Consider the following 22,089-nt stretch of genomic DNA (forward strand, 5'->3'; position numbering starts at 1 on the left):
TGCATAAAAAAGATATTTGATAAGAACTAACCGTTAGTCTTCGAAAGGAATGGCGGGTTTTTTATAACTGCCTATTTATGGAATAATTACATTTTTATGTAGTACAGACTAATGATTCGTCTTTATTTTTACATTTGTGTTATAATTATACCGAAAAAAGTCAGATGGCAGAAAGAGTTATGGGGTTAAGTTAATGAAATATAACAAAACAAATAATGATGAACTCTATATAAGACTTAAAAACGAAATTAACAGCATTCAGAGCAGATATATTCTTTTAGAAAGATTATTTTCCACCGCTGAAGGCATCAATTATGATATGCCAGTTTTTCTCCAAAGCCCGGAAGGACGGGCTGCTTTTAACAATGCAGTCATGAAGCTTGTCTCGGAGCAGTTCATATCACCTGTAGGTAATCCCAATACTGCTCAAGGGTTACATCTAAAATACAGAATAAATAGAAGTCTAGAAAAGAAAGATAAGGATTTAGTAGCGCAAATTATTAGAAGTATAGCGCCTCCTGCAACGCTGGATTACTATATTAAAAATCCACAGGATTTTTTGAATGATAGGGTTATCATTGAGATTATTTGTCTTTTCCTTAAACAGAAGAATAAAGACCTAATCACGGTGAATGAAAGGGCCTATCAGCTTTTCGACGATGAAAAGTTTTTTAAGGGAGAAGGCAAGAACAGAAGCTATGGCGAAACTGTGCTTAAAAGGCTGGGGCTCAGTTATGCAAGTATAGGGTGTCAAGAGACGGTTGAACCGTTTTTTAGCTTTCAGAACAAGGATTTTTATTCCCTGGCTGCAAGAAATATTTATATCATTGAAAACAAGGATACCTTCTGGTCTTTTAAACGGAATATCATGGACTCATCCTCGAAAATTAAAGCAGACATGCTTGTTTACGGTGAAGGAAAGAAAATTGTCAGCAGTTTCCAGTTTATTGAGGAATACGAAGTGGATGCGCAACAAGATCATTTCTTCTACTTCGGTGACCTGGATCCCGAGGGAATTAACATTTACTGCCAACTTTTGGACGAATATCCACAATACAAAATCTATCCCTTTGCTGAAGGATATAAGGCTGTTTTGGAGATTGGCATGCTAAGAGAGCCTGTAAAAACTCCGAAAGAGCAGAGGGTCAGGAAAGAAAATATTGAAAAGTTTATCCAGGCCTTGGAAGAATCCCCGGAATTAAAGAAACTTGAGTCAAGCGTGTCATCCGGGGTCTTCGATCTATCTTGGATCGTAATGCTGAAAAAACATCTCGAAGGAGGCTTCTATATCCCTCAGGAAGCGCTTTCAGCTACCAAAATGAAAGAAAGGTTTGGAACGAACAGAAATGATGGATCCCAGACGTAATATTCTTGTACATGATGAAGACGACATCCTGGCCCGTGAAATCATCCGGGAAAACATCGGGGGAAAAGACCCGGAGCTTTCCCTTGTTGACGATTTTCTGGAAGAGCTGGAATTGAGGCTGGAACAAGTCAAAGTGTATTATCCCATCATGGAACTTTTGAGGAAACGGAAGACGGAAGAGGAATTCTCCGGGCTAGTTCCTGAACTGTGCTTTTTAACCCTTTCCTATTTGATATATGAAGGGAAGCTTAAACATAAAGGAATTACCTTTCAGGATTTGCAGGCTTTTCTGGCCAAAGCTTTGCAACAAATCATGACCAGGAACCTGGAGTCGGAGAAGACAAGGAAACTGACGGTGGAAATCCTGGATGGGTTGCAAAACGGGGGCCGGAATTTCATTTTAAATACCTATAGCTTCAAAAGCGGAAACTTCAGGGAAAAGTATGTCAAATTCTTGGAAATTAAGCAGTCCGAGGAGGGCGTGCTCCAATACTATATCACGGAACAGGGTGTTGACTTTTATCTTAAGACCAAGGAGTTCCCCGAGGAAACCCAAATTACCATCAACCTGCTTCTCTTTCAAAAACAGATGGAAAAAGGCGCCTTCGGCTTCGCCTATGAAACGGTGAGAAGGCTGAACATGGAGGTTCAGAAAAAGAAAGACCGGAAATACTCTCTGCTCGAAGCTCTGATTTATGGCCGCTTGGATTTGGGAGAAGCTTACAACAGCTATCATCATAGTATCGTGATGCAGTTTCAAGAAGAAGCCGAGTTGTTTACTACGGCGGTGAAAAACGTCAGCAGTGCCTATAGCGAGTATGTGGAGAGAATCAATAACGGTGAAGCCACGGACAAAGAAATCCGGACTTTTACCTTAATAAAAATAATCGAGAAAGAAATCAGCAGGGCCCAGACCCTGCATACTCAACTCTTGAAGGAAGCCGTGGGTTTTACCAAGGAGTACGACCAGGCCTTGGCGGTCAGAAGAAAAGCCATATTTACCGAAAGGTTCAACTTTCAGGGTGAACTGGAAAAGCTGATGAACCAAAATGAGAAACCGGAAGCCCTGAAGTTCTTGTTTGAGCCTTTGCTGAATCCTTATGTCCGAAAAAGTTTTAACCCCTTGAGGGTCCTTGAGCCTCAGCGGGTGACAAAGAGTCGGCAGGAGGACGAAGAAAGCCCGGAAAGCGATCTTCAGGCCGGGAGGGAGACAATCGATCATCTCACCGGCAGACGGGTCAGAAAGAACTTTCTGTTCTATGCGACCAGACTCTTGAAGGCGCTGGATACGTCCAAACGACAGATCGGTCTGCAAGATTTCTGTAAGAGTCTGATCGACAGGTATTCGGAAGACATCGTCTATAACGGGGATTTCTTAAGCTTCCTCCTGGAAATGAACCGGGACAAGAGCATAGGGGAACACTCCAGAATCATCCGCTTTGGTGACGGGAAGATCCAATTGGATGAAGAACTGAAAACCATGGAAGAGGTTTTTATCCAAGCAGCGCTTGCTGCCCATATGGAAGGGAAAATCAACCAGGTCACGGTGCAAAGCTTTCCCGAAGAGGAAGTCGAACTTTTGCCGGGATTGAAAATAACCAATATGCTGTTTAGAGGAGAACGAAACTGATGATGCCAGGAACACTAGAAGTGTTGGATGAAGCGCTGGAAATATTAAAAGCCCTTTTGCAGGGTGAAGAAGTAAGCAAAAACAAGAATGCGCTTTTATATGAAAAATACCGTTATCGTACCGATGTGGAGGAAATGCTTTATCATCTTGCCGGCAAACTGGAACTCAGGGTTTATTCGGGAAATGGGAGGTTGTTTATCTGTCCGGAGGCCGGCAGCCGGCTTTTCGGTTGGACAAACGAAGAACTGCGGGACAAGATCAGTTATATCTCCACGAACAGCGAATTATTTACCGGATATTTCATCATCATGACGCTGGTTACCCTGTTTTACCGGGAAGCTTATCCGGATACGCCGGTAGCCTACATCAAACTGAACGACTTGGTGGAAAGCGTTTCTAAGCGTTTGGAACCCCTTTTAAAATTGGAGGATTTGGAAGCGGTCAGCCAGGAAAACCAGTTTGACTTTACGGAAATCTGCCGGATCTGGCAAAGACTGCCCGATGCCAGGGAAGGGGTTTCCGGAGGCAAGAACGACAAGGTTGCTTTCGTGGAAAACATCTGCAAATTCTTAAACAGCGAAAAACTGATTGTGTTGGATATGAACCAGAGAATCATTTATCCGACGGAACGGTTTAAGACGATTATCTGGAACTATTATGAGGACAGGGACAACAGGAAAGACCTGCTGACCTTTGTCCAAAGCTTGGAGGTCAATGGCTGATGCCCCATATCAAAAGTATAAGGCTTGTCAATGTCCACTTTAATAACGCCACCCAGTTCTATGATGATTTCAGCATGGAGCTGGGAGGAAGGAATACAACCTATGACCTGGAAAACGGAGGCGGCAAATCCCTTTTGTTGCTGATGGTCCTGCAGACGGTCTTGCCCAAATCCTATCTCAGAAGGGAAAAACCCCTAAGCCTGTTGTTCCAGGGCGGGAAGGACAGGACCTCCCATGTGGCTGTGGAATGGATTCTGGAAGAGGGAAGCGGTTACAAATATTTGCTGACCGGTTTTTCGGCCAGGAAAAGAAGGGGCACTGCTGAACCGGCAGGAACAAATGGTTCCGAAGAAGAGGAAAACCTTCAGGCAGTGGATATTGAGCACCTGAATTGGTGTGTATTTTATAACGACAATCGGATCACAGGGATCAAGTCCGTACCTTTGTTTGCGGAAGAGGCCGGGAAAAAAAGTTATGCCGGATTTGAAGATATCCGGAAGTATATCCAGCTAATAAGGCAAAAAGGTTTACCAGCGGAAGTTTTTGATAAAATTGACAAATACCAAAGCTATATTTCTGTACATCACCTCCTCTCTGCCGAATGGAATATCATCAAAGGAATCAACAGCGGTGAAAATAATATCGAGTCTTATTTCAGACAGAATGCCACCTCCAGGAAACTGATCGAAAACCAGTTTGTGAAAATTGTGGAGGACGTCGAGGCTTTAAACAAGGGCGAGAAAAATAACGATGACAGCTTTCTGCTGGCAGATACCTTGATTGAGATCAGAAACAGGCTGAATGAATACCTGCGGCTTAAAGGTCACATGACCGAATTTGAGAAGATTAAGGAATACTATGAGGAATTCGGCAAGAGAAATGAGGAGTTCCTGAAGGCCTACCAGGAGTACGAAGCGTGTAAAATGCTGGCCGCCGCTATCCACAAACTGATTAAAAACAAACTGAAAACCCTGGAAGAGAAAAAGACAGAAACCAAAGCTAAATTAGACTACAATACGGACGGCAGCATCGAGGGGCAACAGTTGAAAAGACTCCTGGAGGCCGGTTTGGTGAACCATGAGAAAGAAAGGCTGTTTGCTGTTTTGCAGCACTTGGAGGCGGAAAGAGACCAATTGGCTGCAAGACAAAGTGAACTGGAAAAGCGGCTCAACCGCCTTCTGACACTGGAGGGTTATGGAGAATACCGGAAAGTAAAGGCCAAAGTGAGAGAGATCCGCCAACGTCTCCAAACCTTGGAAACGGATGAAGACAGTTTGAAGGCTGATTACAGGAAAGCGGGAGGTAAGCTTCGATTCCTGACGGACAAGCTCTTTCAGGAGCTTGAAGGAGAGCAAAAGAAAGCTAAAACGACCAAGGATGAACTTGAAAAGGAAAACGACAAAGCCCAGCAGGAACGGATAGAAAACGAGAAAATAGCCTCCGAACTGGGAGTAAAGATTAAGGATCTTATTCAGCAAGAGACCCATTTACAGGATAAGCTGAAAGGGCTGAACGATTTCTTCCTTAAACACGGAGAAATGGACGCCGTCCTTGCGCCCGAGCAGTTTTTGAGTCGCCTGGAAGAGGAACGAAGCCGGTATCTGTCGGAACATGATTCGATTATCGAAAGAATAAAATCCATAGATTACGAGTTGCAGAATCTGGGTCTTGCAGTTGTAAAAACAGAGGGCGAAATTAATAGTAAGCAGGAAACCAAAAAAACGCTGGAAAGCTGGCTGGAAGACTGTCAACTTGAACTTTCAGGACTGGAAAAAAAGGCTGCCGGCTTTGGCAAAAGCACGGTTGAGGAGTATAAGGAAGGATTGCAGCTGCTGATTCACAAGGAAAGCCTGAGCAAGCTGGAGAAGGAGATCGAAGCCGGAAGAATGCGGCAAAAGAAGCAGCTTTCCGAGGACAGGGGTTACTATGTGCCCAATGAGGAAATCCTCTCTCTGGCCGGTCAATTGAGTTCCAAATGCGAATTTGTTCAAACGGGAATAGATTGGATTGCCCAAGCCGAACCTGAAGAGAAGGAAAATATTCTGCGCCAGATGCCCTATCTGCCTTTTTCAGTTATTATCGATAGGGGATCCTTTGACAAGCTCAAAAACGGCAGACTGAAACCGGATTTTTCCTCGGACTATCCTGTTCCGGTGGTTAATCTGGAGACCGTACGCTTGATGAATGACAGCAACAGGGAAGACATCTATTATTTTTGCGGCTTTACAGGTTTGTTATTGGACAGCGGTCGGTATAATCAGTATATCCAAAGTATGGAAGCGGCGCTTAAAAAGCTGGATAAGGAAATCATTACAACGGACACAAGGATCAATGAATTGAACCGAGATCTGTCCGGGGTTGATGTTTTTTACGGCAAATACCCGCAGGCTGAGATTGAAAACAAGAAGAAAATGGTTAAAACCATTAAAGATGATATTACAATCTTTCAAGAACGCCTGCACGAGTTGAATGAAAAGAAAAACAACTTCCTCAAGGAAAGAAAAGTGTTAAACGGAAGACTGGAGGAACTTGCCAAACTGACGGCGGAATGCCAGGAAAAAATAGAAAAACTTGTAGACAGCAGGGAAACGGGAAATAACCTGGCAGGGATCAGAGTACAGTTGGGCCTAAAACAAAAAGAGCTTGAAGCTGTTCAGGAGAAAATCGCTAAGATCAAAGCCGATATCGCCAACTTAAAACAGCAGTATGATTCGGTAGTCGAGCGGCTGGACGGGTTACGGCTTGAAGTTCATGATGTAAAGAAAGATAAGGAGCAATTATTCAGTTTTACAGAAGTAGAAAATACCTTAGCCATTACTCAAGTGCGCGCCGAATATAAGGCCTTGCAGGAAGCAATGAGCGGGCGGAATGCCGAGGAAAGCGAACTGAGAAGCAATCTGGAAGACAATGAAACCAGGCTTGATGCGCTTAAGGACAGAATTCTGAGGGATTACGGAGAGGACCTGGAAGAGGTTGAAAAAGGTGAAGAAAAGGGCCTTCAGATCATTATTCCTACCCAAAGTATGATCAAAGAGGTCAAACAGAATAAAGATGCAAACAGTAAAAAATTAAAAGCTGCCAATGAAAGGGTTACAGAGATTAGTCTGGCTATCCAAAAAACGGAAGGGAAGCTGGAAGAAATCCTAAAAGATTCCGGAGAAGATTTGGAGGCGGATTTACCCCGTTATGACAGTGAAAGCCGCTATCAGCAGGAGATTGAACAGGCCGAACAGCTGATCAAAAGCTATGCGGAAGAAATTAATAGAGCCAATGAGGAACTGGAAAGAATCAAAGAAGAATATAGCAGGCTCAATAATCAGAAAGAGGACTATGAGGCCTTCCTGGAAAGGGAAGAAGTGACCGATGACGGCACAGTAGCGCCTGAGACGAAAGAATACAGGCAGTTTGAAAAAGAATACCGCCGTTTGCAGGATATCATCCGGCTGCAGAGTGAGAAATGGGATGACAGGATGAAAACCATCCAGGCAGAGAATGTTCAGTTTGTCATACGCGAGCCTCTCGAAGAACTGGGCAAAATCAGCAAGCCGGTCAGCACTGCCCAATGCTTGGCCAGAAAAGAGAATTTCATCGAATACATTGCCAATATTGAAGAACAAATGCAGAAAATCATCCGTGATATTCGGCAATTGGAAAGCTACCAGGAAGATTTTACCCGCCGGTGTATCCAGAGAGCCGAACTGGTTCTGGGGCATTTGAGAAAGCTGGAATCTCTTTCCCGGATCGAAGTTTACGGCAGGCGGACCAACATGATTGAACTTAAGCTCCAGGAATTTGAGGAAAAAGACAAGCAACTGCGGATGAAGGCGCATATAGACGGGATTGTCAGGGAGATCGGGGAGGAAGGTGATGTCGACCGCAAGCGCGTTGCAGCCAAGCTTTCCACAAAGGAGCTTCTAGCCCAGATTGTGAACATGGATAAGGCTGCCGTTAGATTATATAAAATTGAAAGTATCCCGGAAAACTCCAGGTTCTACCGCTGGGAAAACGCTATCGGTTCTGAGGGACAAAACAATTCTCTCTACTTTATTTTTGCCGCCTGTCTGATTTCATTTATTAGAATGCTTTCTATCACCAATACCTCGGTAAGAACAAAGAAGGTCATTATTGCAGATAATCCTTTTGGAGCAACTTCTGCTGTTTATTTATGGGATCCTATGTTCAAAATTATGAAACAGAATGATATTCAATTGATTGCTCCTGGCCATAGAATACCGAGGGAAATTACATCAAGGTTCGGAGTTAGCTATCTCTTAAACCAGGATATTCTTCAGGACGGTCGGATGAGAGTGGTTATCAAAGATGTGCGGGTTGAAGAGGATGAGGAAGTTCTAAGGTATATTGATTCAGAACAACTATCCTTGTTCTGAGATTAGATCTCACTAGCGTCGACCCATTCAAATTGATAGATTAGCACAATTATGATATTATTATGCTAAGATGATAATAAGAGGTGAATTTTATGCCACATATTAGACCGATTTCGGATTTGCGTAATAACTTTTCAGAAATTTCGAAGATTGTGCATGAAACGTCAGAACCAGTTTTCTTGACCAAAAATGGTTATGGCGATATGGTTGTTATGAGCATCGAAGCCTATGAACGCAAGCTGTTTGAAAGTGAAATTTACTTTAAATTGAAAGAGGCAGAACTAGAAGCTAAATCTACGGATAAGCGCTTTACCCATGAAGAAGTGTTTTCGGATTTAAGATTAAGGCTTGTAGATAAGGCAGATGGGGATAATGCATAAATTGAGATACCTGCCTTTGGCACAAAAGGACTTAAGAGATATTACAAGTTATATCGCTGACACCCTTAAAGCGCCAAAGGCTGCAATGGATCTGGTGGATGCACTTGACCATTCCATATCCCGTCTTGCACAGTTCCCTTATTCCTACAGAGTTTATCAGCCAATAGAACCACTTGAAGCTGAATATAGGATATTGCCTGTAAAGAACTACTTGGTATTTTACGTAGCGAGTGAGCATGATGTGGAAATACACAGAATAATTTATGCAAAGATGGATATTACCAAGATTATCCGATAGAAGAAGTGACTCGGAAACTTGACCATCGAATTTAATTTTATCTTCTTCATGCGCTCAAGGCACGTTGAGTGCATAGTTCTGATAAAACGTGCCGAAACCCGCATGACGTAAGGATTTCAGAGATTTTGAAGAGCGGGTTTTGAAAGGAAAAAATGATGATAAAACGCTGATAAAAACTAGTTATGTCGTCCAATATTTAGAATATAATATTTTTCAGAAGTAAGCATTGAGGGAATGGAGAGGCAGGTAAAGTTGAATATAAAGGCCAAAATACATGCGGATATTTACGGTGAGACAGGGAGATAGGATAACCGATGTGATGGAGGAGATTATGAACGTATTCGGCTTTTAATCAGCCAAAGTGTAAGCGGGAAGATAGCTTTTCAAGGATTCGAAGGATTGGAAAAACGCGTCGACGAAAAATATCAAGAAAAAGAAAGAATCTCGTTGAAAAAAATAGTATAATATTACCATAAGACTGAAATACGGTCATAACCACAACACGGTGTACATAAATAAATATATCAAAGGCAAACCTGTCGAAAGCCAGGGGCGCAAAGCCAAGGGCCTAAGGAGTAGAATAATAGCCTCTATGCGATTAATGCACAGGGGCTTTTTGTGTATCCAGATGTGACTGGCGGCGGATGTGGCGGGACATAGAAGTGGGGGAGATAACAAATGAGAGCAGGATCATTATTGTTGATATCGGACAAAAAAAGATAGGCTTTCTGGTGGATGAGGTATCACAGGTAGCATCTATTTCCGAAAGAGATATAGAAGCTCCCCCGGAGATTGCTGCAGGCTGTGACCGCAAATTTATTATTGCCGGTATCGGAAAAGCGGATAAAGGCATGGTAATACTTTTGGCACCATATGCTGTGCTTTCAGAGGACGAAAAAGATAAGCTGAAAGAAATGAGTGCGTAAAATCATTAGCTTTAAAGAGAATATTTAACTGCAGGGAGGAAAGTGAAATGAAAAGCGAAAATCATAGTAAAGGCGAAAAGAACAGTAATATCCTGAAAAACGTCAAAATTACTACTTTGATTTTTGTTTTGATGATTTTTACTGTTTTTGCTGTCGGAGGAATTTCTTTTACTGCCCTGAATAACATGAAAGTATTAAGCAGCGATATGAACAGCCTGTATAAGGATAGAATGCTTGTATCCCTTGACCTGAAACGATTAGAAACAGAGTTCTATATCAGGCGGCTTAATATGACGCAAATGCTTTATGCCGGACAGTACAATGAAGAAGCTGCCCGGGCAGTGGCAGACAAACAGGAAAGTTTGAATAAAAAAATAGAAGAATATAAGGGTTTTGCTTTAAATGAGGACGAGCGAAGGCTGCTGCAAAATATAGAAAGCGGCTATAAATCCTATATAAAAGATGCAGGACAGCTGTTAGAAGCCTTAAAAACCGGCAATGCCGTATCAGAGGCCCAAATCAATCAATTGGGCGCATATGCGGCTGACATCCAGAAAAACATTGATGAATTGGTGGCCTTGAATGCCGAAACAGCTAAAGGAGTAGTTAATAAGGCAAACAGCGGTTACGAAAGTGCTAAGAAAACCTTTATCTGGTTATTTGTGGTCCTTACAGCAGTATTTATTGTTTACGGACTCATCCTCTCCAGGCTCATCAGAGGTTCCATGGCGCAGATCAATGATGTCCTTGCCAAATTGGCGGAATATGATTTTACTGTGATACTGGAAGAAGGCGGCAAGAGCGAATTTGCCCGGATGAACAGCTCCTTAGCTATAGTTGTTGATAATCTGAAAAGAGCCTTAAAGGAAGTAAGGGAAAATTCCGAGAATGTCACCGGGCATTCCCAAAGCTTGGCGGCTGTTTCTGAAGAGATGACCTCTGCCACCCAGGAACTGGCTACTACCATGCAGCAGGTAGCCCAGGGGGCAACTTCTCAGGCCCAGGACCTTCAAGAGATTGTTGCTTCCTTGTCGGAGTTGACGCAGAATATCGAAAATGTCTACAAAGAACTGCAAAAGGTGAAGGATGAGACGGATACCACAGCCGAAAGGGCAAACAAAGGCAAGGGGGAAATGGACAAGCTCATCAAATCCATCAATGAAATCAAAAACTCCTTCGAGGTGGTTGTAAGCAAGGTGACAAACCTGACGGGCTCCGTCAAGCAAATCAGCGGGATAACGGAGATCATTACCGGAATAGCCGACCAGACGAACCTTCTCGCCCTGAACGCAGCCATTGAAGCGGCCAGAGCGGGTGAACACGGCAGAGGCTTTGCTGTGGTTGCGGATGAAGTGAGAAAGCTGGCGGAAGAATCGCGAAAATCAGCCAGCGAAATTACCAACTTGGTGGCATCCATCAATAAAGATACCGATGAGGTCATCAAAACCTCGGAAGATGTGGAGGGCTTCATCAAAAGCCAGGCCCAGTCCGTGGGGCAGACGGTGCAATCCTTTGGCGACATCACCCTTTCCGTTGAAAATATTGCCCCGCTCATGAAGAAAACCTACAGCGCCATGGATGAAATCGTCAAATCCAAGGATCAGGTTATGACCAGGGTGGAACAGGTCAGTGCCGTCACGGAAGAAAATTCTGCAGCCACAGAAGAAGTTGCGGCTTCTTCCGAGGAGTTGTCAGCTTCTTCACAGGAAGTGGCTTCTACAGCTCAAAACCTGGCTTCCATTGCTGAAGGCTTAATGAATACTGTAAACAGGTTCAAGGTGTGATGTCAAAGCAGCAGAACTTTCGGTTCTGCTGCTTAAAAGTCCCAAAAATTTGCAAAAGGTAGGGAGATAAGTGCAAAGCAAAGACGATAAGATTACGGATATAACTGCATATGAGATAATAGAATATTTTTCTCTGCCTTTTTATGTTATAGAAGGGGAAAGGATTATCCTTTGCAATCAGAAAGCCTTAAAAGTCTTCGGCTATGAGAAAAAAGAGGAACTGCTGGGCTTGACGCCATACTCTTTGTCGCCCGCAAATCAGCCTGATGGGTCAAGCTCGGTCGTCAAAGGCAGGGAAATGATCAATAAGGCAAAAGAATCGGGTTACTACAGTTTTCGTTGGGTGCATCAGAGGAAGGGCGGAAGAAAATTTTTGGCAGAAGTAGAATTGTTTGCATAAAAAGGCTTAATCTTTGCCACTGTAAAGGATATAGAACACGTAGAAAAGCTTAAAAACAAGACGGCAAAAATATTTGAAGAGATGAAAAATCTTGCCATTAGGGATTATTTAACAGGCTTATACAATAAGAAATATTTTGTGGAGCAACTGGACAGGCTTATCCAAGCTTCATACAGGATAAAAAGCAGGTTTGCCCAGCTTTTTATAGACTTTGACAATTTTAAAGAAATAAATGATACATTGGGTCATCTGACAGGTGACAGAGTTATCGAAGAGGCTGCGAGACGGCTAAAAGAAGCAGTCCCTGAAAACTGTTTGCTTGCCTGGTACGGTGGTGACGAATTTGCCATAATCGTTTCTTCTACTTGCTCAAAAGATGAACTGTACACCATGACGCAGCGATTACTACAGAGCTTAAAGACTGCTTGTGTCATCGATAATAAAGAGGAATTAAGCCTTTATTTGCAGCCTATTGTTAATATTATTATTGAAAACAGGCTGTCAACTGCAGAAGCGCTTGTAAGATGGGAAAATGAAGTTTTTGGTCTTGTACCGCCGGATAAGTTTATTCCCTTAGCAGAAGAAACGGGCTTGATCCACGAGATCGGTACATACGTTCTGAAAGAGGTGTGCCGTTTTATTCAAGGTTTCCGAAAAAAAGAATTAAATCCCATTCCCATTGCCATTAATATTTCGTTAAAACAGCTGGAAAACAGAAACTTTGCCCGAGAGGTTGAAAATATTATTGCTTCTTACGGCATAGAAGGTAAAAACTTAGAATTTGAAATTACTGAGAGCGTTTCGACGGGCAATATGGAGGTAATCGCTGAAAACCTGCGAAAAATAAAAGGACTGGGGATAAAAATAGCCATGGACGATTTCGGTACGGGTTATTCCTCCTTGGCTATGCTTTTAAACCTGGAGGTAGATAAAATAAAAATCGATAAAATCTTTATAAACAATATAGAGAAAAGCAGGGATGAGAAAATAATCAGAACAGTAATATCAATGGCTAGAGAATTAGGTTTAACCGTTATTGTAGAAGGGGTTGAGACAGAGGAACAGGTAAACTTCCTAAAGAATATAAATTGTGAATACGGCCAGGGATACTTTTGGGCAAAGCCTATACCCATTGCTGATTTTGAGAAATATGTGCAAAAAAGTATATTTTGCGATAGGGTCGAGGAATAAGTAATATGTATTGAGTTGTCTGCTTTGGAGGTGTTATTGTTGGGAGACGCAGCAGTAAAAAGAATTCTGATTGTCGACGACAACAAATTTGATGCCGCAGTAACTTCCGATATACTGAAAAAACACGGTTATGACACAAAGATTGTCCGAAGCGGCGAAGAAGCCCTGGAAAAAATGAATAGTTACCAAGAACTGTATTATGACCTTATCCTGATGGACATAGAGTTGGGAAAAGGAATGGATGGGATGGAAGCGGCGGCTGAAATCCAGCAGTGCTGCGGCATTCCTGTAGTTTTTCTTTTCGCTCATACTGAGGGGAATTTATTGAAAAAATCCGTTCTGTTGCAAAATATGGTTTTGTGGCGAAAAACGCCAGTGAACATATTCTAATAACTGTAGTCGATATGGCACTGAAACTTCATGAAGAAAGCATAAGTACCGGTCTGTACCGGCAGATTGTGCAATATTCCATGAATGAAATTTATATTTTCAATCCTGAAACTTTAGAGTTTATGATGGTAAACCGCGGTGCCAGGGAAAACCTTGGATACACCATGGCAGAGCTTGCAAACATGACACTCCTAGATATAATCCCGGGAACAGAAATACCAAATTCCAGGAGGGCCATCGAACCCCTGCTAAAAGGAGAAAAAGAGAGGTTTTTCTACAATACAATACACTGCCGCAAGGATGGTTCATTTTATCCGGTCGAAGTAAACCTGCAGCTTTATTCGTACAGGGGAAAAAAAGTCTGTATGGCTCTTGTTGCTGATTTGACAGAGCGGAGGAAACTAGAAGAAGACTTGCGGGAAAGAGAAGCTCTTTTGAGTGCGGTTACCCAATCAGCAGGAGAAGCCATCATTATGTTAAATGAAAAAGGAATGGTAGCATTTTGGAACCCGGCAGCGGAAAAGCTTTTCGGTTATTTGCAGGAAGAAATTCTGGGAAAAGACTTGCATAGGCTGGTGTTGTTGGATGAACAAAGCTATAGAGCTTATAAAAATAGTTTTATTCATTTCCAATCAACCGGGGAAGGCAATAATATTGGAAAGATTGTAGAACTTAAAGCAAAAAATAAGGCAGGGGAAATCCTGGACGTGGAACTTACCCTTACAGCCGTAAAACGAAAAGAAGGTTTGTATACGATTGGAGTTGTGCGCGATATAGGTAAACGAAAAAAGGTAGAGGAACAGGTATATCTGTTGACAATAACTGACCCTCTGACGAAAATCTATAACCGACGCTATTTTACGCATAAACTGGAAGAAGAAATAGAGCGCTCCAAACGGGCAGAAAGTAAGTTTTCCCTGATAATGCTGGACATAGACTGCTTTAAGAGCATCAATGACCGTTTTGGCCACAACGCCGGTGATTTAGTTCTTAAAAGCATAGCAGAATTGATTAAGAACAGGATCCGCAAAATAGATACCCTGGCCCGCTGGGGCGGGGAGGAATTTGTCATACTACTGCCGGACACAACGGTAAATAATGCGGCTCGTTTAGCGGAAGAACTGCGGGAAAGTCTAAGCCAAATGGATATGCCGGGCGTAAGACGTGTAACAGCCAGCTTCGGAGTTGTCGGTTACTGTCCGGGGGACACGGTTGATATATTGGTGAATAAGGTAGACAACATGATGTATGAAGCAAAAGCTGCCGGCAGGAATTGTGTGCGATATACAGAAGAATGTGAATAGGGAGGAAAATGATGAGCATAGGATAAATTGATAATGATTCTATAAAAATTTAATCAGATTACTTTACCGGTTTAGCGGTGGCATTTTAGGAAATAAGATGCTGCCGCTTTTTTTATGCCCTTTTTTAGGGTGAAAAATCACAAACGATTGGAGGAAATCAAATGTCAAACATCAAGCAAACCCTCAAGTTTTTCAGTTCCCTGTCGATTACAGCATACCCTTCTCATGAATACGGCGGATGCCGCGCGGGCGAACTGCCTGAAGAACTGTCTCCATCGGAGGCGGTGTATTACATGGATGAAATCCTTGCCGCTATCGAAAAAGAAAAGCTGCCCAGCGAAGGTGACCGTGGGCTGATGGTATATTACTACGAAGACCAGGCGCTGTCTGAAAAAATCTACAGCCTCCATCCGACAGTTGAAGAATGGAACGGCAAGTTATGGGGCGTCATGGTCGTAGAGGTTTATGGTGAGCTGATCGAAGCGGAAACAGCCAAACTGCTTGATTTTGCCGTTGGTCAAATGTCTGACGGTTGGGGTGAGGGGTTCGAGCAGCGCCCCATCAAAACGAATGACGGTGAAATCTTCGTCAGTTTCTGGAACAGTGAGGACTTTTTTATCAAGCCGGAACAGGAGCTGAAGCAGGGAACTGAACAAAACTTTAATGAACAGACGATGGGAGGAATGTAGTATGCCAAATCATATTACAAACATACTCACCGCACATGGCGATGAAAAAAAAGTCAGAGCAATGTTTGAAGTAATTAAAAATGATGAGATTGGAATCGGCAGCATTGACTTCAATAAAATTACACCGATGCCGGAACACATCTACAGGGGGGATCTTGGCAAGGAGGAAATTGAAAAGTACGGCGTTGAAAACTGCTGGTACGACTGGAGCATAAAAAATTGGGGAACGAAATGGAACAGCTATGGCTATGACGAACATACTGCAGAGAATTTTGACGGCAGCACGGTAAAATTCTTAACCGCATGGAGCAGCGTTAGTAATCTAGTGAAAAGTTGTCATCTATGTTTCCCGACATCCGTTTCGAGTACAAATGGGTGGACGAGGACTTTGGCTATAACACCGGCAAGGCAGAGTTTAGAGGCGGCAAAACCCTGAGTTATTTTACACCAGAGGGCGGCTCTGCCGAGGCCCTTGAGCTGGCGGCAAGTATTCTTGATATAGACCTTGCCGAAGCAGGATATCTCTACAATGAAAGCACCGGTGAATCTTGGAACACCCTCATATCATGGAACCAAATGAAAAACAGCTTGAAAAGACAGGGCTGCTCAACGAGTTCATTGCCTCCTATAATCTCTTGAAAATCTATGAAAGTGAGAAGAAGATTACGCTTAATTCATCAACCGTATCAGGAGATTGCAGGGCTATGTTTCTATAGATGAAGGGTGAAAGTACCAATAGCATCAACAGACTAAAAAATGTAAAAATAATATTTTAGTATAGACATACTAAAATATTTATGATACACTACTATTAATGGAAATAATTACACATTTGGATAGAAAGGAGGAAAATCGTGAACCCATCAATAGATATTTTTATTAATTCGTTTGCCATGCGCGGTATTACCTCCCGAGAGCAATTATTAAACGAAATGTTACGCGTCAAACTTACAGCGCGAGCCGTGAAATCACGAAAAAAATCTCTACAGGATGGAGAGCAGCTTTTCGAATTGATGAAGCATTCTACAGAAAGTACAATCCTGGGATACTTTCCAGGCGACAGGGATTTCTTTTCTTCTATTTATAAGGTTGCACAAGAAATTGATCTTATTGAGTATACACTTAAACTATACCAAAACGACCGTTTCGGACAAATATTCTCTCCGGCTTATTTGACGGAATATGTCTGTAGCCTGATAGATGATGCAAAAGCCCAGTCGATACTTATTGCCGAAGCAGAAAAAAGCCTGTCAGGTCTTAAAGGCTTGGTGGAGAAGCATCAGTCAAGCAATATAACCTTTACCACATCCAATGTACTTATGTTTATGCTGCTTAAGCTTGGATTTGAAGAATATGAGAACGTCAGTATTCTTAATCAGTCGATATACCAGGAGCTTCTTATTGACGCACGTTTTGACTTTATCTATTCACTGCCTGATTTTGGCGGCAAGATTGAAGCTGTTAACCATAAATTTATGTCCTCAAGACCAGATGTTGTGGCAACGCAGAATTTACTTCGACACTTATCTGACAGAGGCACGCTGGTGACTGTGCTCCCTGCTAAGATTGCATTTGCAAGTGGTTCTGAAGCAAAGCTGCGTGAGCATATCATGACCCACTATCAATTGGAGGGTATTTACAGTCTTCCCGAAGGCACTTTCAAGCCGTATACTGCCATAAAAACCTATATGCTTAAAATAGGTGCTGTAAAAAAGGAAAATGTGAGCGTGGGATATTTAGGTTATGATAATGGTCTTTATGTCGATAAAGTGAAGGTAGTGTCCAACGAAGATTTTGCCGCTCATGAGGATTGGCGAATTGAACTTATACTCGCGGATGATGACGAGAATATCAGAAAGTATAAGACATCAACTCTTGAAAGAGTTAAACTTCATGAAGTTGCAGAGGTTTTCAGGGGAAAATCAATCCTCAAAAAAGATGTTAAGCCTGGGAAAATCATGGTACTGAATATTTCAAACATTACTGATACCGGCATTGATTATTCCAATATGGACAGTATTGATGAAGAAGAACGAAAAATCAAAAGATATGAGCTGATAGACGGAGATATAGTCTTATCCTGCAGGGGATCGGCAATTAAAACGGGTGTATACCGTAAACAAAAAAGTATCGTTATCGCCTCGGCCAATGTTATAGTTATCAGACCCAATAATAGGGTCTTAAGCGATTACCTTAAGATATTCTTTGAGAGTCCTGTCGGAATAGCACTTATAAAAAGCTTCCAACGAGGAACGACCATTGTAAATATAAATCACACTGACATTATGGAAATGGAAATACCACTCTTAAGTATAGAAGAGCAGAAAGAGCTGGCAGCTCACTATGAAGCTGAAAGCACCCTGTATCGAGAAACTATCAGCAAGGCTGAGGAACGCTTTGCTGCTGAAAAAGAAAAAATCTATGAGAGATTGCTCTAAGATGAGGAGGATAAAAAATGGCAACGGTAAATTTGGGGTTTGAAAATAATCTATGGGAAATGGCAGACAAGCTGCGCGGCAACATTGAGGCTTCGGAATACAAGCATGTAGTACTGGGACTTATTTTCCTTAAATACATTTCCGATGCTTTTGAGGAGAGATATAACGAGCTGGTTGAAGAGGGCGAAGGATTTGAGGAAGACATAGATGCTTATACCGAAGAGAATGTTTTTTTCGTACCGAAGGAAGCCCGTTGGGAGTACATAAAATCCAATGCCAAGCAGCCTACTATCGGACAGATTATCGATGAAGCAATGATAGCTATTGAGAAGGAAAACGCCTCCCTTAAAGGGGTGTTGCCTAAAAACTATGCACGCCCGGAAATAGATAAAACAAAACTTGGCGAGCTTATCGACCTGTTTTCCTTTAAGGTTGGTGATAAGGAGGCAAGAGCAAAAGATGTGCTCGGCAGGGTGTATGAATACTTCCTTGGGAAGTTCGGTTCGTCAGAAGGCGAATTTTACACCCCGCCATCCATTGTAAAACTTCTTGTTGAAATGATTGAGCCATATAAAGGCAGGGTTTATGACCCGTGTTGCGGGTCCGGCGGCATGTTTGTGCAGAGCCAAAGATTCGTTGAAGAACACAGCGGCAGAAAGGACGACATCCATATCTTTGGACAGGAATACACTGCTACCACCTGGCGGCTTTGCAAAATGAACCTTGCTATCAGGGGTATTGACGGAAACCTTGGCGAGCGGGATGCGGATACCTTTTCCAATGATCTCCACAAGATGCTGAAGGCGGACTATATACTTGCCAATCCACCCTTTAACATCAAGGACTGGGGAGCTAACAGGCTTGCCGATGATGTCCGCTGGAAGTATGGTATGCCCCCTGCGGGAAACGCCAACTATGCCTGGATACAGCATATTATTTCCAAGCTCTCGCCAAACGGGGTAGCGGGCTTTGTCATGGCCAACGGCGCTATGTCTACCAATACAACCAGTGAAGCCGAGATAAGGAAGAATATAATCGAAGACAGACTTGTGGACTGCATCATCACCCTGCCGTCCAACCTTTTCTATAATGTAACCATTCCCGCCTGCCTGTGGTTCTTGACAAAGAATAAGAAATCCGCAGGCCGGGACCGCAGCAATGAAATCCTCTTTATTGATGCCCGTAAGATGGGTACGATGGTTGACCGCAAGCACAGGGAACTTGACTATGAGACAGAGATAAAATATATCGCCGATACCTACCACAAATGGAAAAAGGGCGAAGGATACGAGGATATCAAAGGATTCTGCAAGTCTGCCACCTTGGATGAAGTGCGCTCCCATGAATATATCCTCACCCCCGGCAGGTATGTGGGCATTGAAGATAAGGTCGATGACGGGGAGCCTTTTGATGAAAAAATGACAAGACTTACCGAGAAGCTTGCCGAGATGTTTGCAAAGCGCAGCCATTTGGAGGAGGAAATCCGTAAAAGACTGGGGGCGATCGGGTATGAGTTTTGAAAATAATTCGGAAATATTAATTTACCAAACTGAAGATGGGAAAACCAAAATCGAGGTAAAAATGGAAAATGAGACAGTGTGGCTTTCCTTGAATCAGATGGCAGAGTTATTTCAACGTGATAAGTCTGTTATTTCACGCCATATCAAAAATGTATTTAGCGAAGGAGAACTTAAAGAAAAAGAAGTTGTTGCATATTTTGCAACAACTGCAGCGGACGGAAAAACCTATAATGTAGAGTACTTTAACTTGGATGTCATAATTTCTGTCGGCTACCGGGTCAAATCCCACAGGGGCACCCAGTTCAGAATCTGGGCAACCCAAAGACTCAAGGAATACATAATCAAAGGCTTTACCATGAATGATGACCTGCTGAAAAAAGCAGGCGGCGGCAATTATTTTGAGGAATTATTGGAGCGCATACGGGATATCCGCTCAAGTGAAAAAGTCTTTTATCGCAAAATTTTAGACATTTATGCCACCAGTATTGACTATACACCGGACGCGGCCATTTCCCAGCAGTTTTTTCAAACGGTCCAGAACAAAATGCACTGGGCGGCCCATGGTCACACCGCGGCGGAAATAGTGTATCAGAGAGCCGACAGTACAAAACCTTTTATGGGCATGACCAACTTTACAGGTTCCAAGCCTACCAGGTCAGAATCCCAGATTGCCAAAAACTATCTTACAGAGGATGAACTGGCTGTACTAAACCGCATCGTCAATGCTTATATCGAATTTGCCGAGCTTCAGGCAATGCGCAGAAAACCAATGTACATGGCCGACTGGGTAAGTAAATTAGACGAGTTCCTTAAGATGAGCGACAGTGAGATTCTTACGCACGCAGGCAAAATCAGCCACCAACAGGCTGCTCAAAAGGCGATAGAAGAGTATGAAAAATATAGGGAACGAACCAAAAATGAACTTTCCGAGGTGGAAAAGCACTTTCTTAAGAGCATTGACAAGACTGGAAAAATGCTAAAAGGGAAAAAGGATAGCGCCGGAGGTGATGTGGTGTGAGTGTTGGGGAGTGGAGAGAGGTGAAGCTTGGGGATGAGATCGAACTCCTATATGGTAAGGGTCTAGTAAAAACAAAAAGGAATAATAATGGAAACGTTCCTGTGTATGGATCTAATGGGCTGATTGGATTTCACGATGAAGCACTAATAAATGGGCCTGGTGTAATTATTGGTCGAAAAGGAACTGTGGGGTCTGTTAATTATTCTTCAGTACCATTTTTCCCAATAGATACTACTTATTATTTAAATCCAAGGAATAATGATTTAAAGTTTATGTATTACTTTTTGCAAACATTAGGATTGTCTAACATGAATACGCATAGTGCTGTTCCAGGTTTAAACCGCGATAATGTTTATAATTTAATTATAAAAATACCTGAATTAAATGAGCAAAAGGCAATCGCCGCTACACTGTCTGCCCTTGACGACATGATCGAGCTTAACAACCAAATCAACAAAACCCTTGAAGAAATCGCGCAGGCAATCTTCAAATCCTGGTTTGTGGATTTTGAGCCGTTTAAGGACGGGGAGTTTGAGGAAAGCGAACTGGGGCTGATACCGAAGGGGTGGAGAGTTGTTAAGAATAAAGAGGTATTTGAATTATCTTACGGAAAAGCTTTAAAAGCAGAAAACCGCCGATATGGTCATTATCCTGTAGTAGGTTCCAATGGTATTGTTGGATATCACGATGAATATTTAGTTAAAGGACCCGGTATCGTTGTTGGTAGAAAAGGTAACCCAGGTACAGTGAATTATATTTTTGATAACTTTTATCCAATTGATACTACTTTTTATATTGATACTAAAATTAGTAAAATCTTTCTTTACTTTGCTCTTAAAAATCAGAATTTGATTCAGCTTAGTGCAGATTCTGCAGTACCCGGCTTAAACAGAAATATTGCTTATATGAATTCTTTATTACTCCCAAGGGAAGATGTGTTAAATAAGTTTGACAATGTTATTCAACCTATCTTTGATTTAGTGCTTAATAATCAAAACGAGATTACACATTTGCAGAACATTCGCGACACCCTCCTCCCAAAATTGATGAGCGGAGAGATAAGAGTACCCATTGGCAATTGAAAATTGAGAATTGAAAATTGACAATTGAAGATTAAAAGAAAAAATCAAAATAACATTTAACAATTGAAAATTGAAAATCAAACAATTTTCCATTTTTCATTTTCAATTTTCAATTTAAGAAGGGGAATGGGGGATTATGAAGAAAAATGCAATTGAGGAAAAGAGTTTTAGCTTTGCAGTTGAAATAGTTAATCTGTATAAGTTCATATATACAGATAAAAAGGAGTTTGTTTTAGCGAAGCAATTACTGAGGAGCGGTACGAGCATTGGTGCCAACGTACGAGAAGCTCTAAATGCTCAAAGTAAGAAAGATTTTTTGTCCAAAATGAATATTGCCTTAAAAGAAGCCAGTGAAACCAAGTATTGGCTTGAACTATTAGTTGCAACAGAGTATATTTCAGAAAACCAATTCCTATCAATTAGGAATGATTGTACGGAAATTGAAAAGATATTGACCCAAATAGTAAAAACAACAAAAAACAACCTTAAAAATTGAAAATTGAGAATTAACAATTGAAAATGAAAAGTTATGAAGAATAATTGACAACAACTAAGTAATTTTC

The 22,089-nt window shown here is 42.1% G+C and carries 20 protein-coding genes and 1 riboswitch; all 20 genes read left to right on the forward strand.

Annotated features, from left to right (window positions below):
- Window positions 1–193 precede the first annotated feature (193 nt).
- The 20 genes from BR63_RS16785 to BR63_RS16870 all read left to right on the forward strand — a co-directional run bounded on the left by BR63_RS16785 (window position 194) and on the right by BR63_RS16870 (window position 22,022).
- Complete coding sequence (locus BR63_RS16785; protein WP_034421047.1) at window positions 194–1,366, forward strand: Wadjet anti-phage system protein JetD domain-containing protein; 1,173 nt, start codon at window positions 194–196, stop codon at window positions 1,364–1,366.
- Window positions 1,347–2,996, forward strand: coding sequence for a hypothetical protein (locus BR63_RS16790; protein ID WP_034421048.1), 1,650 nt, complete (start codon window positions 1,347–1,349; stop codon window positions 2,994–2,996). The genes BR63_RS16785 and BR63_RS16790 overlap by 20 nt, the downstream gene beginning before the upstream one ends.
- Window positions 2,996–3,718, forward strand: a complete 723-nt coding sequence (locus tag BR63_RS16795) for a DUF6063 family protein (RefSeq protein WP_034421049.1) — start codon at window positions 2,996–2,998, stop codon at window positions 3,716–3,718. The genes BR63_RS16790 and BR63_RS16795 overlap by 1 nt, the downstream gene beginning before the upstream one ends.
- Complete coding sequence (locus tag BR63_RS16800; RefSeq protein WP_034421051.1) at window positions 3,718–8,106, forward strand: hypothetical protein; 4,389 nt, start codon at window positions 3,718–3,720, stop codon at window positions 8,104–8,106. Before BR63_RS16795 ends, BR63_RS16800 begins: the two co-directional genes overlap by 1 nt.
- 92 nt (window positions 8,107–8,198) lie before the next feature.
- Complete coding sequence (locus BR63_RS16805) at window positions 8,199–8,486, forward strand: type II toxin-antitoxin system Phd/YefM family antitoxin (protein ID WP_034421052.1); 288 nt, start codon at window positions 8,199–8,201, stop codon at window positions 8,484–8,486.
- Window positions 8,479–8,784, forward strand: coding sequence for a type II toxin-antitoxin system RelE/ParE family toxin (locus BR63_RS16810; protein WP_034421054.1), 306 nt, complete (start codon window positions 8,479–8,481; stop codon window positions 8,782–8,784). Before BR63_RS16805 ends, BR63_RS16810 begins: the two co-directional genes overlap by 8 nt.
- 519 nt (window positions 8,785–9,303) lie before the next feature.
- Window positions 9,304–9,390, forward strand: a riboswitch (cyclic di-GMP riboswitch).
- A 56-nt stretch (window positions 9,391–9,446) separates the two neighbouring features.
- A complete protein-coding gene (locus BR63_RS16815) occupies window positions 9,447–9,710 on the forward strand; it encodes a chemotaxis protein CheW (RefSeq protein ID WP_161781860.1) in 264 nt (87 codons plus the stop codon).
- A 47-nt stretch (window positions 9,711–9,757) separates the two neighbouring features.
- A complete protein-coding gene (locus BR63_RS16820; protein WP_034421056.1) occupies window positions 9,758–11,494 on the forward strand; it encodes a methyl-accepting chemotaxis protein in 1,737 nt (578 codons plus the stop codon).
- Between the two features lie 70 nt (window positions 11,495–11,564).
- Window positions 11,565–11,894, forward strand: coding sequence for a PAS domain-containing protein (locus BR63_RS16825; RefSeq protein ID WP_034421057.1), 330 nt, complete (start codon window positions 11,565–11,567; stop codon window positions 11,892–11,894).
- A gap of 81 nt (window positions 11,895–11,975) precedes the next feature.
- Window positions 11,976–13,085, forward strand: coding sequence for a putative bifunctional diguanylate cyclase/phosphodiesterase (locus BR63_RS16830; protein WP_051965544.1), 1,110 nt, complete (start codon window positions 11,976–11,978; stop codon window positions 13,083–13,085).
- Window positions 13,086–13,124: 39 nt separating this feature from the next.
- On the forward strand, window positions 13,125–13,475 hold the full coding sequence (locus BR63_RS19630; protein ID WP_243270014.1) for a response regulator: 351 nt from the start codon (window positions 13,125–13,127) through the stop codon (window positions 13,473–13,475).
- Between the two features lie 14 nt (window positions 13,476–13,489).
- On the forward strand, window positions 13,490–14,779 hold the full coding sequence (locus BR63_RS16835) for a sensor domain-containing diguanylate cyclase (protein WP_243270015.1): 1,290 nt from the start codon (window positions 13,490–13,492) through the stop codon (window positions 14,777–14,779).
- Between the two features lie 161 nt (window positions 14,780–14,940).
- Entirely contained in the window at window positions 14,941–15,468 is a 528-nt protein-coding gene (locus tag BR63_RS16840; RefSeq protein WP_034421059.1) for a hypothetical protein, read from the forward strand.
- A 1-nt stretch (window position 15,469) separates the two neighbouring features.
- Complete coding sequence (locus tag BR63_RS16845) at window positions 15,470–15,904, forward strand: hypothetical protein (RefSeq protein WP_243270136.1); 435 nt, start codon at window positions 15,470–15,472, stop codon at window positions 15,902–15,904.
- Complete coding sequence (locus tag BR63_RS19635) at window positions 15,811–16,107, forward strand: DUF1281 family ferredoxin-like fold protein (protein WP_243270016.1); 297 nt, start codon at window positions 15,811–15,813, stop codon at window positions 16,105–16,107. The genes BR63_RS16845 and BR63_RS19635 overlap by 94 nt, the downstream gene beginning before the upstream one ends.
- Before the next feature lie 215 nt (window positions 16,108–16,322).
- Complete coding sequence (locus tag BR63_RS16850; protein ID WP_034421061.1) at window positions 16,323–17,906, forward strand: restriction endonuclease subunit S; 1,584 nt, start codon at window positions 16,323–16,325, stop codon at window positions 17,904–17,906.
- A 17-nt stretch (window positions 17,907–17,923) separates the two neighbouring features.
- The gene (locus tag BR63_RS16855) at window positions 17,924–19,426 is read left to right on the forward strand and encodes a type I restriction-modification system subunit M (protein ID WP_034421062.1); all 1,503 of its coding nucleotides are present in this window, start codon (window positions 17,924–17,926) and stop codon (window positions 19,424–19,426) included.
- Window positions 19,416–20,444, forward strand: coding sequence for a virulence RhuM family protein (locus BR63_RS16860; protein ID WP_034421064.1), 1,029 nt, complete (start codon window positions 19,416–19,418; stop codon window positions 20,442–20,444). Before BR63_RS16855 ends, BR63_RS16860 begins: the two co-directional genes overlap by 11 nt.
- Complete coding sequence (locus BR63_RS16865; protein ID WP_034421065.1) at window positions 20,441–21,526, forward strand: restriction endonuclease subunit S; 1,086 nt, start codon at window positions 20,441–20,443, stop codon at window positions 21,524–21,526. Before BR63_RS16860 ends, BR63_RS16865 begins: the two co-directional genes overlap by 4 nt.
- Window positions 21,527–21,662: 136 nt before the next feature.
- Complete coding sequence (locus tag BR63_RS16870) at window positions 21,663–22,022, forward strand: four helix bundle protein (protein ID WP_034421067.1); 360 nt, start codon at window positions 21,663–21,665, stop codon at window positions 22,020–22,022.
- Window positions 22,023–22,089: the final 67 nt, after the last annotated feature.

The organism is Thermanaerosceptrum fracticalcis, from assembly GCF_000746025.2.
Lineage (GTDB): Bacteria > Bacillota > Peptococcia > DRI-13 > DRI-13 > Thermanaerosceptrum > Thermanaerosceptrum fracticalcis.